At 61.1% G+C, this 14,723-nt stretch carries 14 protein-coding genes; 1 reads left to right on the top strand and 13 read right to left on the bottom strand.

The features are described 5' to 3' along the window. Nucleotide 1: 1 nt before the first annotated feature. A complete protein-coding gene (secDF, locus tag GTW23_RS07940) occupies nt 2-2,572 on the bottom strand; it encodes a protein translocase subunit SecDF (RefSeq protein ID WP_252915318.1) in 2,571 nt (856 codons plus the stop codon). Nucleotides 2,573-2,666: 94 nt separating this feature from the next. After that, nucleotides 2,667-2,990 carry a preprotein translocase subunit YajC gene (gene yajC, locus GTW23_RS07935; protein ID WP_152008616.1) on the bottom strand — a complete coding sequence of 108 codons (324 nt, stop codon included), beginning with the start codon at nt 2,988-2,990 and terminating at the stop codon, nt 2,667-2,669. 306 nt (nt 2,991-3,296) lie between these two features. Here yajC and GTW23_RS07930 point away from each other — a divergent pair, with 306 nt between their 5' ends. Next, complete coding sequence (locus GTW23_RS07930; protein ID WP_252915317.1) at nt 3,297-4,166, top strand: ATP-binding protein; 870 nt, start codon at nt 3,297-3,299, stop codon at nt 4,164-4,166. A 199-nt stretch (nt 4,167-4,365) separates the two neighbouring features. On the opposite strand, the gene GTW23_RS07925 is transcribed toward GTW23_RS07930, so the two are convergent. The 11 genes from GTW23_RS07925 to nagZ form a co-directional block, all read right to left on the bottom strand. Then, nucleotides 4,366-6,093, bottom strand: coding sequence for a peptidoglycan DD-metalloendopeptidase family protein (locus tag GTW23_RS07925; RefSeq protein WP_252915316.1), 1,728 nt, complete (start codon nt 6,091-6,093; stop codon nt 4,366-4,368). Nucleotides 6,094-6,198: 105 nt separating this feature from the next. Beyond that, nucleotides 6,199-6,852 carry a protein-L-isoaspartate(D-aspartate) O-methyltransferase gene (locus GTW23_RS07920; RefSeq protein ID WP_252915315.1) on the bottom strand — a complete coding sequence of 218 codons (654 nt, stop codon included), beginning with the start codon at nt 6,850-6,852 and terminating at the stop codon, nt 6,199-6,201. Nucleotides 6,853-6,855: 3 nt separating this feature from the next. Then, nucleotides 6,856-7,614, bottom strand: a complete 759-nt coding sequence (gene surE / locus GTW23_RS07915) for a 5'/3'-nucleotidase SurE (RefSeq protein WP_252915314.1) — start codon at nt 7,612-7,614, stop codon at nt 6,856-6,858. A 24-nt stretch (nt 7,615-7,638) separates the two neighbouring features. Further along, a complete protein-coding gene (serS, locus tag GTW23_RS07910; RefSeq protein ID WP_252915313.1) occupies nt 7,639-8,922 on the bottom strand; it encodes a serine--tRNA ligase in 1,284 nt (427 codons plus the stop codon). Nucleotides 8,923-9,003: 81 nt separating this feature from the next. Next, entirely contained in the window at nt 9,004-9,843 is an 840-nt protein-coding gene (gene tatC / locus GTW23_RS07905; RefSeq protein ID WP_152008610.1) for a twin-arginine translocase subunit TatC, read from the bottom strand. Then, nucleotides 9,840-10,565 carry a Sec-independent protein translocase protein TatB gene (gene tatB / locus GTW23_RS07900; RefSeq protein WP_252915312.1) on the bottom strand — a complete coding sequence of 242 codons (726 nt, stop codon included), beginning with the start codon at nt 10,563-10,565 and terminating at the stop codon, nt 9,840-9,842. The genes tatC and tatB overlap by 4 nt, the downstream gene beginning before the upstream one ends. 41 nt (nt 10,566-10,606) lie before the next feature. Continuing rightward, a complete protein-coding gene (locus GTW23_RS07895) occupies nt 10,607-10,810 on the bottom strand; it encodes a twin-arginine translocase TatA/TatE family subunit (protein WP_152008608.1) in 204 nt (67 codons plus the stop codon). Between the two features lie 38 nt (nt 10,811-10,848). Continuing rightward, the gene (locus GTW23_RS07890; protein ID WP_290128934.1) at nt 10,849-11,967 is read right to left on the bottom strand and encodes an ABC transporter ATP-binding protein; all 1,119 of its coding nucleotides are present in this window, start codon (nt 11,965-11,967) and stop codon (nt 10,849-10,851) included. 35 nt (nt 11,968-12,002) lie between these two features. Beyond that, complete coding sequence (gene scpB, locus GTW23_RS07885) at nt 12,003-12,689, bottom strand: SMC-Scp complex subunit ScpB (RefSeq protein ID WP_244615387.1); 687 nt, start codon at nt 12,687-12,689, stop codon at nt 12,003-12,005. A gap of 68 nt (nt 12,690-12,757) precedes the next feature. After that, a complete protein-coding gene (locus tag GTW23_RS07880) occupies nt 12,758-13,558 on the bottom strand; it encodes a segregation and condensation protein A (RefSeq protein WP_252915311.1) in 801 nt (266 codons plus the stop codon). Between the two features lie 87 nt (nt 13,559-13,645). Continuing rightward, the gene (gene nagZ / locus GTW23_RS07875) at nt 13,646-14,662 is read right to left on the bottom strand and encodes a beta-N-acetylhexosaminidase (RefSeq protein WP_252915310.1); all 1,017 of its coding nucleotides are present in this window, start codon (nt 14,660-14,662) and stop codon (nt 13,646-13,648) included. Nucleotides 14,663-14,723: the final 61 nt, after the last annotated feature.

Here is a 14,723-nt window from a genome sequence, read left to right as displayed (position 1 = left end):
GTCAGGCCCTGCTCTGGCCCGGCATCTCGGGAGGCGTCTCTCCTTCGGTCTCCGCATCCAGCCCGACCCGGAAATTGTCCGCACGGAGCTTGAAAAGGATCAGCACCGGCGCCGCGATGAAGATCGAGGAGTACGTGCCCACAGCGACACCGAAGATCATGGCGAATGTGAACGAGCGGATAACCTCCCCGCCAAAGATGAACAGAGCCAGAAGCGCCAGAAGCGTCGTGACAGAAGTCAGGATGGTTCGCGGCAACATCTGGTTGATCGATAGATCAAGCAGCCCGGTCAACGGCATCTTCTTGTAACGCCTCAGGTTCTCGCGCACACGGTCATAGACGACAACCGTATCGTTGAGCGAATAGCCGACAATCGTCAGCACCGCCGCGATACTCGAAAGGTTGAACTCTATACCCGACAACACGAAGATCCCGATCGTCAGCACCACATCGTGCAGCGTCGCGATAATCGCGCCGAGCGCGAACTGCCACTCGAACCGGAACCAGATGTAGACCAGGATCGCAAGCAGGGACGCGATCACAGCGATCGTGCCGGCCTGGGCCAGCTCGCCCGACACCGTCGGTCCGACAACCTCGACACGGCGGATGTCGTAATCGCCCTCGAGTTCGCCGCGCACCAGGGTGATGACGGTCTGCTCGGCATTCTCGCCGCCGCCCTGCGCCTGAACCCGGATCAGCACTTCACGCGGTGAGCCGAACTCCTGTACCTGGATATCGCCAAGATTGAGCTCGGACATGCGTGCGCGGATATCGGCAACATCGGCATTGCCTTCCTTCGCCTGGACCTCGATCATCGATCCACCCTTGAAGTCGATGCCGTAGTTCATGTTGATCGTGGCAAACAGAACCATTGCACCGACCGAGAGTACGGCCGACAGCATGAAGGTGAACCTGCGCAACTTCATGAACCGGAAGGTGAAATCGCGGATGATGCCATCCAGCGCCCCCCTCGGCATTGATTTTGGCCGCCTGCGCTTGACCCACTCGGCCACCATCCACCGGGTAAAGGTGAAAGCCGTGAACACGGTGGTGACGATACCGACGGCAAGCGTCACCGCGAAGCCGCGCACCGGACCGGTGCCGAGATAGAACAGGATCACGGCTGCGATCAGGGTGGTCACGTTGGCATCCAGAATGGTCGCAAAAGCCTTGGAGAAGCCCGCGTCGATGGCCTGAATCAGTGATCGGCCCGAACGATGCTCCTCGCGGATGCGCTCGTAGATCAGCACGTTGGAATCGACCGCCATACCGACGGTCAGCACAATACCCGCAATACCAGGCAAGGTCAGCGTCGCGCCGATCATGGTCAGCACCGCCATGATCATCACAACGTTGGCAATCAGCGCCAGATTGGCGATGAAGCCAAGCATGCCGTAGGCCACGAACATGAAAAACAGCACCAGGACCGCGCCAATGATACCGGCGATTTCACCGGCGGCCACCGAATCGGCGCCGAGGCCGGGCCCGACGGTCCGCTCTTCGATCACCGTCAGGGTTGCGGGCAATGCACCCGCGCGCAGCAGGATCGCCAGATCGTTGGCACTCTGAACATCGAAATTGCCGGAGATCTGTCCGGTACCGCCGAGAATCGGTTCGCGGATCACCGGTGCCGAAATCACCTGTTCATCGAGCACGATGGCAAAAGGCAAACCGACATTCTGCGTGGTTGCCTGGCCGAACCGCTGCCCACCTTTGGAATCGAAGCGGAAGCTGACGATCGGCTCATTGGTGCGCTGGTCATATCCGGCCTGCGCATCGACCAGGTTTTCACCCGAAACCAGGACAGAACGCTGGATGAGATAGGGAATCGGCGGGTCATCGGTTGTGTAGAGAACTTCCGAATTTGCCGGCGGTCGACCCTGGATGGCTTCCTGCACCGGCATCGTGGTGTCCACCATGCGGAAGGCCAGCTTGGCGGTCTGGTTGAGCAGGCTCTTCAGACGCTCCGGATCGTCAAGACCGGGAACCTGGACGAGGATCCGGTCTGCACCCTGCCGCTGGATGACAGGCTCGGTCGTTCCGAGTTCGTCGATACGCTTGCGCACCACCTCGATCGACTGGGTAACGGCGGACGAAATCCGGTAGGTGATGCCGTCATCGGTCAGAAGAATCCGAAGCTGGCCAGGCTGCATTTCCTCGATTGTGGCCTCGGAAACAGTACCACCGCCGAACAGGCCGGAATTGACCGGCTCGGTCAGCTCGGAAAGAACTGTTTTAGCTTCCTCTATCCGTGCATCGTCGCGGATCCGGACCTGAACCATCTGCCCGGTGCCAGACAATCCGGTGTATCCGATGCCGGCCTCACGCAAAAGCCGCCGCACGTCATCAACCGTGGTTGTCAGGCGATCCTTGATAATGTCCTGCCGCTCCACCTGCAGCAGCATGTAGGAGCCGCCCTGCAGGTCGAGACCGAGAGTGATTTTCTTCGAAGGCGCCCAATCCGGCAGGCTGTCCGCCTGCTGCTGGCTCAGAAGATTGGGGAATGCGAACACCACACTGGCGAGCACGGCTAGCCAGATCAGGGTTGTTTTCCAACGGGAGAAATAAAGCATGGGGCTCTCGGTTCATCCTCGGGGACGAAATGGGGTTAGGTAATCAATGCCGCCGGCAGGCGGACAGGACCGCGATCCTGTCCGCGATTTGCGGTTATTCCTTGACCGGTTCGCCCTTGACCCGAACGTCCGCGATCAGGCTGCGAACGAGGCGTACCTTGACGCCGTCGGCGATTTCAACTTCGAGTTCCGCGTCGTCAATCACCTTTGTGACCTTGCCGACAACACCGCCACCGGTGATCACCTGATCGCCGCGCCGCACGTTCTTGAGCATTTCTTCGCGCTTCTTCATCTGAGTCCGCTGCGGCCGGATGATGAGAAAATACATGATCACGAAGATCAGCAGGAACGGCAGGATCGACATAAGGATCTCGCCGCCACCGCCTGCGGTCTGGGCATAGGCCGGGGTAACAAACATGAAAAACTCCTTGAAGATAAGGCATGGCGGCCTTCACGGGGCCTCCAGCGGTCGAGCGGAATATAGTGGCAAGATGGCCGAATGCAACGCAAACATGGCCCCTTTCCAGCTGATTTCACGCTCAAAACCGCTTTTCGGCTTCTGTCCAGCGTGCTACCCGGTTTTGACAACCAGCCGCCCGCCGCATTTACCGGTGTTAAGCAAGACATAGCCCGCGCCGTGCCTTCCGCAGCCCGTACCGTATCTTGAATGGGCACGACACCGCAAACGCCGACCTACGGGCGCCCTGAGACATGGACCAGCCATATGCAAGATGAAATCGCCCGCCAAATCCTCGCGGAACTCACACGGCTCTCCCGCGCGGTGGAATCCCTGGCGCCGGCAAGATCGGCAGAGAATGATTTCGATGCCGCACAGTGTTTTGTGTGGAACGCAGAGGCTGCTCATCTCGCTCCGGTCGCCAAGCCGAACCGTATCGATATTGGCCTTATCAAGGGCGTAGATCATGTCCGCGACATCCTGGTCGACAACACCCGGCGTTTTGCCCGCGGGCTGCCTGCCAACAATGTCTTGCTGTGGGGCGCGCGCGGCATGGGAAAATCGTCTCTGGTCAAGTCAGCTCATGCCGAACTGGCCGCAGAGGCCGAGACCATCGCACCATTGAAGCTGGTTGAGATCCACCGGGAGGACATCAACAGCCTCCCCGAGCTTATGGCCATTCTCAGACCGGCCACCGCCCGCTTCATCCTGTTTTGCGATGACCTGTCCTTCGACCATGATGACACCGCCTACAAATCGCTCAAGGCAGCTCTTGACGGTGGCATCGAGGGACGGCCCGACAACGTCGTGCTCTACGCCACCTCCAACCGCCGTCACTTGCTGCCGCGTGACATGATGGAGAATGAACGCTCAACAGCGATCAACCCCAGCGAAGCCGTCGAGGAAAAGGTCTCGCTCTCCGACCGGTTCGGACTGTGGCTCGGCTTTCACAAGTGCTCCCAGGAGGACTATCTCGAAATGGTCGACGGCTATGCTCAGCATTTTGGCCTCGAGACCGCTCACGAAGACCTGAAGGCTCAGGCGCTTGAGTGGTCGACCACACGAGGCGCACGCTCCGGTCGCGTAGCCTGGCAATTCATACAGGACCTGGCGGGTAGGAGCGGACATAGGCTCTAAGGCGCACCGCATCGATCCGGCCCCACATTGCGCGGTTCAATCTTTTGTTTTTAAATGTCTTTACCGCGGTGTCGATACAATTCTTGTCCGGCATGCACTGGCGCAGTGCCACCGTTAGCCCGGCAACGAAAAAGCCAGGCAACGAAAAAGGCCGGCACCTTACAGCACCGGCCTTTTTGCGTTTTGCCTGGAGGGGCATCTATTCCAGATACTTCATCGGATCGACCGGTGAGGCGTTCTTGCGGACTTCGAAGTGCAGACGCGGGGTCTTTGCCACGCCTGTCATGCCGGAACTGGCGATCACCTGACCGCGCGCCACCTTGTCGCCACGGTTGACCTGAAGCTGGTCGGCGTGGGCATAGACCGTGACGAGGCCGTCATCGTGCCGGATCAGAACAGTCTTACCGTATTCCTTGAGCCCGTCGCCCGAATAGATCACCACACCATTCTCAGCGGCCTTGATCGGTGTTCCCGTCGGCATCGAGATGTCAATGCCGTCGTTGCGCTTGCCATTTTCGCTCTTGGCAAAGCCGGTGATGACCTGTCCGCGCGCAGGCCAGCGGAACTTGCCGATGCCGGTGGCGGCAGGCGCAACGGCTGCGGTTTCCACCTTGGTCTTTGCCGCGACAGTGTCGGTCGCTGCACTTGCCGGAGGCGTGTAGGCCTTGGGCGCTTTTGCCTCCGGAACCGATGCGGTCGATGAGGGTTCGAGCCCGGCTGAACCGGTTCCAGGTATAGAGAGCGCCTGCCCGATACGGATGTTGGAGCCCGCCACATTGTTGGCAGCCTTCAGCGCATCGACGCTGACACCGTGGTTCCGCGCGATCTTGCTCAGCGTGTCGCCACCCTTGACGACATAAACCCCACCGGCAGCCTGTCCGGTGTTGGAGGCAGTGCCGGAAACGGCCTGGTTCGATGCCGACTGGTTCGACGGGCTGCGCAGGACCGGTGCGCTCGGCAGGACCGCGACGTCACGACCCGGCGACGGCGCAGGTACCGGCAGTCTGTCATGCTTGACCTCGCCGACGAGACCGGAACTGGAATGCGACGCCCGCGTCTTGGGGTTGTTGTCCGGCGCAGACACCGGCGCCTGCCGCGAGTAGACATAGACCGGAATCAGCAACTGCCGCCCGCTCGCCACATTGGAGGCGTCGGTGATGCCGTTTGCCTTCATGATCTCGTTCGCCGGAACTCCATAACGCTTTGACAGGTTATAGATCGTCTCACCCTGGCCCAGCGTGATCCTGGTGGCGCCTGCGGTGGTCCAGCCGGCGCTCTGCGGCGCTGAACCGGTAACGATCGGATCAGGCGCCAGAACCGGATCGGCGTTCTGATAGCGCGGATTGACCGGGACCGAGGAGGAAAGTTGCTGCGGGCGCTCGGGGAAAGCCTGTGCCTGGGGCGCCTGGGGTGCCTGAGCAGCAGGCTGGGACATCGGCTCAAGCAACGGCTGCTGGACCGGCTGCCGCGACGGCAACACGTTGCGCGCAACCGAAGACACGCGCTGCACTCCGTTGGTGATGATGTTCGAGGACGAAGACGCCACCCGCGCCACCGAACCGGGTATGGACCCCGTCGATCCGGGGTCGTATGCCGGCTGTGACGGCGACCGGTAGTCTCCAGGAAAGGCCTGGGACACCGACGCAGGAGCGGCCGGATAGGAGTTGTTCTGGGGAAAGGAATTGCTCTGCGGATAGGCAGGCGCCTGCGGGAAACCCTGCGGTGCCGCGCCTGCACCGATATCACCCATCGGGGCAAGCCGGTCGGCGGACGGCTGCGGTACGGAAGCCGTCGTCAACTGATCCGTGTTTCGATAGGCGAAGCGGCTGGCGTCCGAGCTGCACGCGGCAGCAGAACCCGCCAGGAGCGCAACACCGAGCAAACGGGTTACCGAAGCACCGGAAACAACAGTCTGTCTGAGACGCATAACACTACCCAATCAACGCAAAACCAACTGGGATGATTAAAGCGCGTTAGTGTTACTCATCGGTTAAGCTGGCGAAATTCGATGCTTTTTGTGGCGATTTTGGCGCTACAAGGCGGCGGCCACGCCCGGGATGAATGCCCGGTAGGGCACTTCGAACAGGTCCTCGCGCTCGAAGCGACTGCCGATCTTTGTCAACCGTACCATCCTCGCCTTGCCGTTTTCCTGAAGCATCGGCGCGAGCATCACGCCGCCGGAGGCGAGCTGGTCGACAAACTGGCGTGGCATTGCGTCAAAAGCGCAGGTTGCAATGACCCTGTCGAAACTGCCCTCCCCGTTCATACCCTTGAGCCCATCCGCCTGCCGCGACACAACATTGCCGAGCCCGAGATGGGCAAACCGCTGCTGGGCAAGCTGGATCAGTGTCTTGAAACGGTCCACCGTCACCACTCTCTCGGAAAGCCTTGCTGCAACCGCTGCAAGAAAACCGCTGCCGGTTCCCAGATCGAGAACCCGGTGCCCGGGTTCGATCCCGAGCGCCACGATCAGTCTTGCGACGAGGTCTGCGCTTTCAGCAAATCCACCGCAATCGATCGGCACCAGCCGGTCCTGGTATGCACAATCTGAATAGGCGGCAGACAGGAACAGCGTACGCGGCGTCTGCTCGAGCGCTGTCAACAGCGACTTGTCGGCAAGCCCTTCGGCCCTGAGGCGAAGAAAAAGCCCGGCAAACCCTTCCTTCTCCGCCAGCCGCACATCCATCGTTCAGTTTTCCAGCACGCTGGCGATCTGTTCCTGAACCTCGTGATTTGTCAGATCCAGCTTCAACGGCGTCACCGATATGTAGCCGTTGGAGATCGCCTTGATGTCGCTGTTGGCCTCGGGCGAAAAATCGCGGCGACCGAATTTGAGCCAGAAATAGGGAAAGCCGCGCCCGTCATGGCGTTCTTCGATCGACAGCCCGTGGGTCATTTGTCCCTGGTCTGTGACGATCACCCCCTTGACCTCGTCGGCGGCGCAATTGGGGAAGTTGACATTGAGCAGCGTGCCTGCCGGAAGATCGATCTTCACCAGCTTCTTGAGAAGGTCCGGCGCCAGCGTCTCGACCACATCCCAGGGAACGATCCTGCCATTGACGAAGTTGTAGGCCTGACTGATCGCGATCGAGCGGACGCCGAGCAGCGTGCCTTCCATGGCGCCTGCAACCGTGCCGGAATAGGTCACATCGTCGGCAACATTCTGGCCCGAGTTCACACCGGAAAGCACCAGGTCCGGAGCCTCGTCCATCAGGCTCCTGATGGCCATGATCACACAATCGGTGGGCGTGCCGCGCAACGCGTAGGTCTTGTCGCGGACCTTGCGCAGCCTGAGCGGCTCCGACAAAGTCAGGGAGTGCGCAAGCCCGCTCTGGTCGGTTTCAGGCGCGACGATCCAGACATCATCCGAGAGTGTCCTTGCGATGCGCTCAAGCACCTCCAGTCCCTCGGCGTGGATGCCGTCGTCATTGGTGATGAGTATGCGCATGCCTGCTCTCCTGAATTGAATGCGTTACGCCGCCTTCTCGATCTTCGTGATTCCGCCCATATAGGGCCGCAATACGTCGGGCACGGTGATCGAACCATCGGCGTTCTGATAGTTTTCCATGACCGCGATCAGGGCACGTCCGACGGCCACGCCGGAGCCGTTCAGGGTATGGACAAAGCGCGTGGCCTTGTCTCCGGCCTTCCGGCAGCGTGCGTTCATGCGCCGTGCCTGGAAATCGCCACATACCGAACAGGACGAGATTTCGCGGTAAGCCTTCTGCCCGGGCAGCCAAACCTCGATGTCATAGGTCTTGCGCGCGCCGAACCCCATGTCTCCGGTGCACAGCACAATGGTGCGGAAATGCAGACCCAACCCCTTCAGCACGGCTTCCGCGCTCGCGGTCATCCGCTCGTGCTCCTCCAGCGAGGTTTCAGGCGTGGTCACCGAAACAAGCTCGACCTTGGTGAACTGGTGCTGGCGCAGCATGCCGCGCGTGTCACGTCCCGCCGAACCGGCTTCGGAACGGAAGCAGGCCGTTTGTGCCGCATAGCGCTTCGGCAGCTCTTCCTCGGCAATGATTTCGCCTGCCGCCATGTAGGTCAGCGGCACTTCCGCCGTCGGGATCAGCCACCGGCCATCGGTGGTGCGGAACAGATCGTCGCCAAACTTGGGAAGCTTGTCGGTGCCGTAGGCTGCCGCGTCATTGACCATCAGCGGCGGATTGACTTCCGTGTAACCGTGCTCGCCGGTGTGCAGATCCAGCATGTACTGACCGAGCGCGCGCTCGAGCCGCGCCAGACCGCCCGACAGGATGGTGAACCTTGAGCCTGACATCTTGGCCGCACGTTCGAAATCCATCATGCCCAGCGCTTCGCCGAGTTCGAAATGCTCCCTGGTCTCGAAGCCGAGTTCAGGTTTCGCCCCTGAAACCCGGATCTCGACATTGTCGCTCTCGTCCTTGCCCACCGGCACGTCATCATGCGGAATGTTCGGCAACACCGAAAGCGCGTGCTTGAGCGCATCGTCGAGTTCGCGTTCCCTGGCTTCGCCGGCCTGCAACTCGTCCTTGAGTTTGGCCACCTCCGCCTTCAGACTGTCGGCCGTTACCTGATCCTTGGCCGCCATGGCCTTGCCGATATCCTTGGAGGCAGCATTGCGGCGTTCCTGCAGGGCCTGCAGCGCACCGACATGGCTTCGGCGCGCCTCATCAAGCGCAATCAGCTGTTCCGACTGAGGCTCGGCACCGCGCTTGGCAAGCGCCGCGTCGAGAGCTGCGGGGTTCTCACGTATCCATTTGATGTCAAGCATGGCAGGTTCCGGTACTTAAATGGCAGCGCCAAACCCGCAACCGTGCCGCCAGACGGTACGGTCTGCACATCAATACGGAGCTCAGGCGTCCCCTTCGGGATCAGAGGCTGCCGCCGATTTCTTGTCATCGGCTTCCGCCAAGGCCGCGTTCGCGGCGCGCTGGCGCTCCACGAGTCGGGCGCAATAGATTGCAATCTCGTAAAGAAGGATGGTTGGCAGCGCAAGCCCGATCTGGGAGACCGGGTCCGGCGGCGTCAGGATGGCCGCCGCAATGAAAGCCGCGACGATGGCGTACTTGCGCTTGTCGGCGAGCCCCTGACTGCTTACCAGCCCGACACGGGCGAGCAACGTCGTCACCACGGGCAGCTGGAACACCAGCCCGAAGGCGAAGATCAGCGTCATGATCAACCCGAGATACTCGGAAACCTTGGGAAGCAGCATGATCGAGGCTTCACCGGTGCCGCCTACCTGCTCCATCGACAGGAAGAACCACATCACCATCGGCGTGAAGAAGAAATAGACCAGCGCCGCGCCGAGCAGGAAAAGCAGCGGAGATGCCACCAGAAACGGCAGGAAGGCGCCTCGCTCGTTCTTGTAGAGCCCAGGAGCGACAAACTTGTAGACCTGCGCGGCAATCATCGGAAACGCCAGCACCAGACCGCCGAACATGCCGATCTTGATCTGCGTGAAGAAAAACTCCTGCGGCGCGGTGTAGATCAACTCGATCTTGCGATCCGACATCCCCGCCCAGTCGACCGCCCAGGTAAAGGGCTGAACCAGCATGTTGAACAGCGGTTTTGCAAAGGAGAAACACAACAGGAATGCGATGAAGAAGGCGCCGATCGCCCACATCAGGCGATTGCGCAACTCCAGCAAGTGCGCCAGCAGCGGCTGCGGCTTGTCTTCGATATCGTCGGTCACGCCTTGTCCTCGCCTTGCTTGGGTTTACTGGCGCGAGGCGCAGTTTTCGTCGTTGCAGGTTTGGCGGACGATTTCGCCTTGATACCTGAAGCCGCGGTCTTTGAAGCGGGTTTCGACGCAGCGGCTTTTGTGGCTGCCGGTTTCGCCGTGGACTTAGCAGCGGCAGACTTGGTACCTGCTGGCTTGGCAGCGGCGGGTTTGGCCTTTGTGGCAGACGCAGCTTTGGCAGGCTTGGCCGCGGCGACCTTCTTTGTGTCAGATTTTGTCTTGGCAGCAGCTTGTCCGGCATCGGATTTCGCCGGCGATCCCGCTGTTTTGGCCGGAGCCTCCGCCTTGAACTCCGGCGGACCGTCAGACAGCTTCATGGACGGCTCCGGAGCGGTCATCTTCGGCGGCTCTTTTTCCGCCGAAGATGGTGAGTTCACCGATTTTTCAAGATCCGCCTTGATATCCTTCGCCGTGTCCTTGAGCGGATTTACGGCATCGCGAATGCCCTGCATTGGGTTGAGCTTGCGCGCGTCGTCAAACGTCTTCTTGACGTCATCGAGCTCCGCCTCCCGCAACGCTTCGTCGAACTGCCCGCGAAACTCCGAGGCCATGCCCCGGAGTTTCTTGGTGGTCCGTCCGAAAGCGCGCAGCATTGGCGGCAAGTCCTTCGGACCAACCACGACGATCAGCACAATGGCTACGACCAGAAGCTCTGGCCAACCGATGTCTAACATTCAGGCGTCTCCTCACCCGTCAGGGCAACGGGATAGGGATATTAGCCGCGATCCTTGGCTTCTTCGGCCTTGCTTTCGACTGTCTTGGTTTCGGCTGGCGGAGTTTCTTCCTCGCCCATGCCTTTTTTGAAGCTCTTGATGCCCTTGGCTACATCGCCCATCAGTTCCGGAATCTTGCCGCGACCGAAAAGAAGCAGAACGACGACCAGAACGATTAGCCAATGCCAAATGCTGAATGAACCCATGATACTCTCCTGTATGCACCTACCCTGATTTAGGGTGTTTATCCGTTTCTTTCAAACACCAAAATGTCACGCGCGTTGACAGTGACCGAAACATCGCGGATGCCGCCCCTCAATTGACCTGCGCGGATGCGCGCGTCAATCGGGTTTTCTCCTCCCGCAACCACCACTGTCACCAGTTCCTCCACTCCGAGGAACCGCCGCGCCACAATTCGTGCCGAAACACCGCAAGGCGTTTCCGTAACTTCAACGCCCGGAAGCCTTATGGCAATCGAGACGTTAGCACCATCTCTAAAACCCTTGGCCGCAACCGGTCCAAGCGGGGTTTGTGCGTACTCGTCCGAAACCGTCCCCTCGAAAACGTTGATTTCGGAAAAGAATCCGGCGGCAAACAGGTTGGCGGGGCGATGATAGAGATCTTCCGCTGTACCGACCTGTTCCAGCGCTCCATCCTTGAGCAGGGCGATCCTGTCGCCCATCCGCATCGCTTCCTCGGCATCATGGGTGACCACGATCGCCGTGGCCCGCGCCTCACGCAGGATGGCAAGCGTCTCGGCCCTCACACTGTCCTTGAGCCGGGAATCCAGCCCCGAGAAAGGCTCGTCCATGAGCAGCACCGCCGGACGCGGCGCCAGGGCGCGCGCCAGCGCCACGCGCTGCTGTTCGCCGCCCGACAGGGCATGCGGATAGTTGTCGGCATAATGCACCATGCCGACACGATCGAGCGCGGCAAGCGCTTCCCGCTTGGCGTCCACTGACGAAAGTGCGGTCAGCCCGAACCGGACATTGTCAAGAATTGTCAAATGGGGAAACAGCGCGAAATCCTGAAACATCAGCCCGATGCCGCGCCGTTCAGGCGGCAGATTGATCAAGGGCCCGGCAATCTCGCGGTCGTTGAGCAGCAGCCGTCCGCGGTGCAGCGGTTCGATTCCCGCCGCAAGCCGCAATAACGTCGTCTTGCCCGAGCCTGAAGGACCGAGAAGGCACAGCACCTCGCCCGGTTCTGCCGCCAGCGTCACGCCACGCAGCGTCGGCAGCTCACCATAGGAATGATGAACATCCTCGAAGGCCAGACGCGCGGCAAAGGTAACACCGGCCGTCCTGCGCGCGATCGCCGTTCTTGTCTGCTGTGTAACGATGGTCGCAACCCTTGCAATCAGCCTCAAGCACCCCGGAAAGTTCCGGGGCCGGACGCTTAGTCCTCCGCTTCACCCATCGGTGTCAAGAGACCAAGCTCTTCCAAATCGAGTTGGGTAATCGGATCCTCGTCATCGGTAAGCTCGTCGCCCGATGGCAGAAGCGGCGGCTGGAAGTTCGAGGGCACCCGTCCCGAGAGCAGGCCCGCGCCCTTGAGTTCGTCCATTCCCGGCAGGTCGCGCAGGTCCTCAAGGCCGAAATGATCGAGAAACGCCATCGTCGTGCCATAGGTCACAGGACGGCCCGGCGAACGGCGGCGGCCGCGCATGCGCACCCAGCCGGTCTCCAGCAGCACATCGAGCGTTCCCTTCGAGGTCGCCACGCCACGCACATCCTCGATCTCCGCCCGCGTCACCGGCTGGTGATAGGCGATCGTCGACAAAACCTCCAGGCCGGCCCGCGAGAGCTTCTTGACCTCGGTCTCGTCCCGGCGGATCAGGAAACCGAGATCGGCCGCCGTCCGGAACGCCCAGGCGTCGCCGACACGCACAAGGTTGACCCCGCGCGCCGCATAGCGCTCGGCAAGCCGTTCCATGACCACCCCAACCGGTGTATCTTCGGGCAGCTTGCCCGAGATCAGTTTTTCCGAGACCGGTTCGCTTGAGGCAAACACCAGCGCCTCGGCAATCCGTTCGGCCTCGTGCAGGGCCCGCTCCTTGAGCGCATCAAGTGCGTCCGACCCCATCTCGCCGTCCTCCGCGCCATCCGTCTCTGCCCCGTAGGCGAAAGCTGCGCTGTGGCCTGGATCCATAATCATGCTTTGCTCCCTGCGCTGACGGCACTCTCCGGCGGCCGTCGCATGAAGATTGGCTGGAACGCACCGTCCTGACGGATTTCCAGCCGCCCTTCCCGCACCATTTCAAGACTGGCGGCGAACGAACTGGCAATCGCCGTGGTCCGTTCTTCCGGATCGGACAGATAGCGCAACAGATACTGGTCCAGCGCGGTCCAGTCCTTGAGCTCTCCAATCAGCCGGATCAGGATCACCCGGGCGTCGCTGAGCGACCAGACCCGCCGCCGTGAAATCGTCACCTGGGTGATGGTTTGCCGCTGCTTCTGCGCGGCATAGGCCGTCAGCAGATCGTAGAGGCTTGCCTCAAAGCTCGATTCCTTGTCGATCACCATCGGCTCTGGCGCACCGCGGGCGAAGACATCGCGGCCAAGCCGTTTGCGGTTGACCAGCCGCGTCGCAGCTTCCCGCATCGCTTCGAGCCGTTTCAGCCGGAAGGCCAGCTGTGCCGCCATTTCCTCGCCGCTGGGCTCGTCGCCCTTCGGGCCTTGCGGGATCAAGAGCTTCGACTTGAGATAGGCAAGCCAGGCAGCCATCACCAGATAGTCGGCCGCAAGCTCGAGCCGGAGCGCACGAGCCTTCTCGACAAATTGCAGATATTGCTCGGCAAGCGCCAGGACCGAAATCCGCGCGAGGTCGACCCGCTGGGTGCGCGCCAGATGCAGAAGCAGATCGAGCGGTCCTTCGAAACCGGCGACATCGATCACCAGGGCGGGGTCGCCGGTTGCCCGGTCGGCCTTGGCATCATCCCACATCACGTCCATGGGCGTTTTGCCCTGGGCCGCCCTGCCAGGATTTCCAGCATTCTGCCGGTTGCCGTTGCTCACACCTGCCACCTTTCGCACCAGAGGTTAGGAGGCCGCCATCAACCCCTCGAATTCGTCCCGCAATGCCGCCTCGTCGCTCTTGTCGGGCGCCTTGAACGCCGCCATCACCGCATTTGCACGGCGCAGGCTTTCGCCGGAAAGCGTTGGCGTGACCGACACCACGGCGTCCATTTCGGCGCGATCACCATTGCAGTGCAATGTGACATCGCATCCTCCGGCGAAAATTGCACTGGCCCTTGTGGCGAAATCCCCAGAAAGCGCGTTCATCGACACATCATCGGACATCAACAGCCCGTCAAAACCGATCTCGCCGCGGATCACCTCATCGACCACACGGCGCGAGGTCGTCGCCGGGTTGGCAGGATCTATGTCGGTGAACACCACATGCGCCGACATCGCCATGGCTTCGCCGGCAAGCGCCTTGAACGGAACAAAATCACGGCCTGACAGTTCGGAGCGGCTCGCATCCACATGCGGCAGTTCGTGGTGTGTATCCGCCCCGGCACGGCCATGCCCGGGAATGTGCTTGATCACCGGCAACAGCCCCCCCGCCTTGAGACCTTCGCACGCCGCAGCGCCGAGGACAGAGACCACATCGGGCGTGATGCCATAGGCTCGGCTGCCGATGACCTCATGTCCACCCGGTGACGGCACATCCAGCACCGGCAGGCAGTCGACATTGATCCCGAGCGGATACAGATCGAACGCATGCAGTCGCGACATGATCCAGGTTGCCCGCAGACCTGCCTCCGGGTTCGCATTATAGAGTGCGCCGAGGTCGGCTCCGGATGGATATTGCGGGACCAGCGGCGGTTTGAACCGCTGCACCCGCCCGCCTTCCTGGTCGATCAGCACCGGCGCGTCGGGCCGGCCGATGCTTTCGCGCAGGCTGTTGGTCAGTTCCGCGACCTGATTGAGACTGACGATATTTCGGCCGAAAAGGATGAACCCCCACGGCCTTGTATCTGCAAAAAACGCGGCTTCCGCCGGGCTAAGCTCAGGCCCGGCACACCCGAAAATGACTGCTCTTGATTCGCTCATCGGACAATCCTAGTCCAACCGCCTGGTTTTGACAGCAAGACATGGCCAGATCACCAGAACA

It is taken from the genome of Parahoeflea alexandrii (assembly GCF_024105735.1).
In the GTDB taxonomy this organism is placed as follows: Bacteria; Pseudomonadota; Alphaproteobacteria; order Rhizobiales; family Rhizobiaceae; genus Hoeflea; species Hoeflea alexandrii.
Note: the sequence above shows the minus strand (reverse complement) of the source record. Positions and strands in the feature narration are given on the sequence as shown.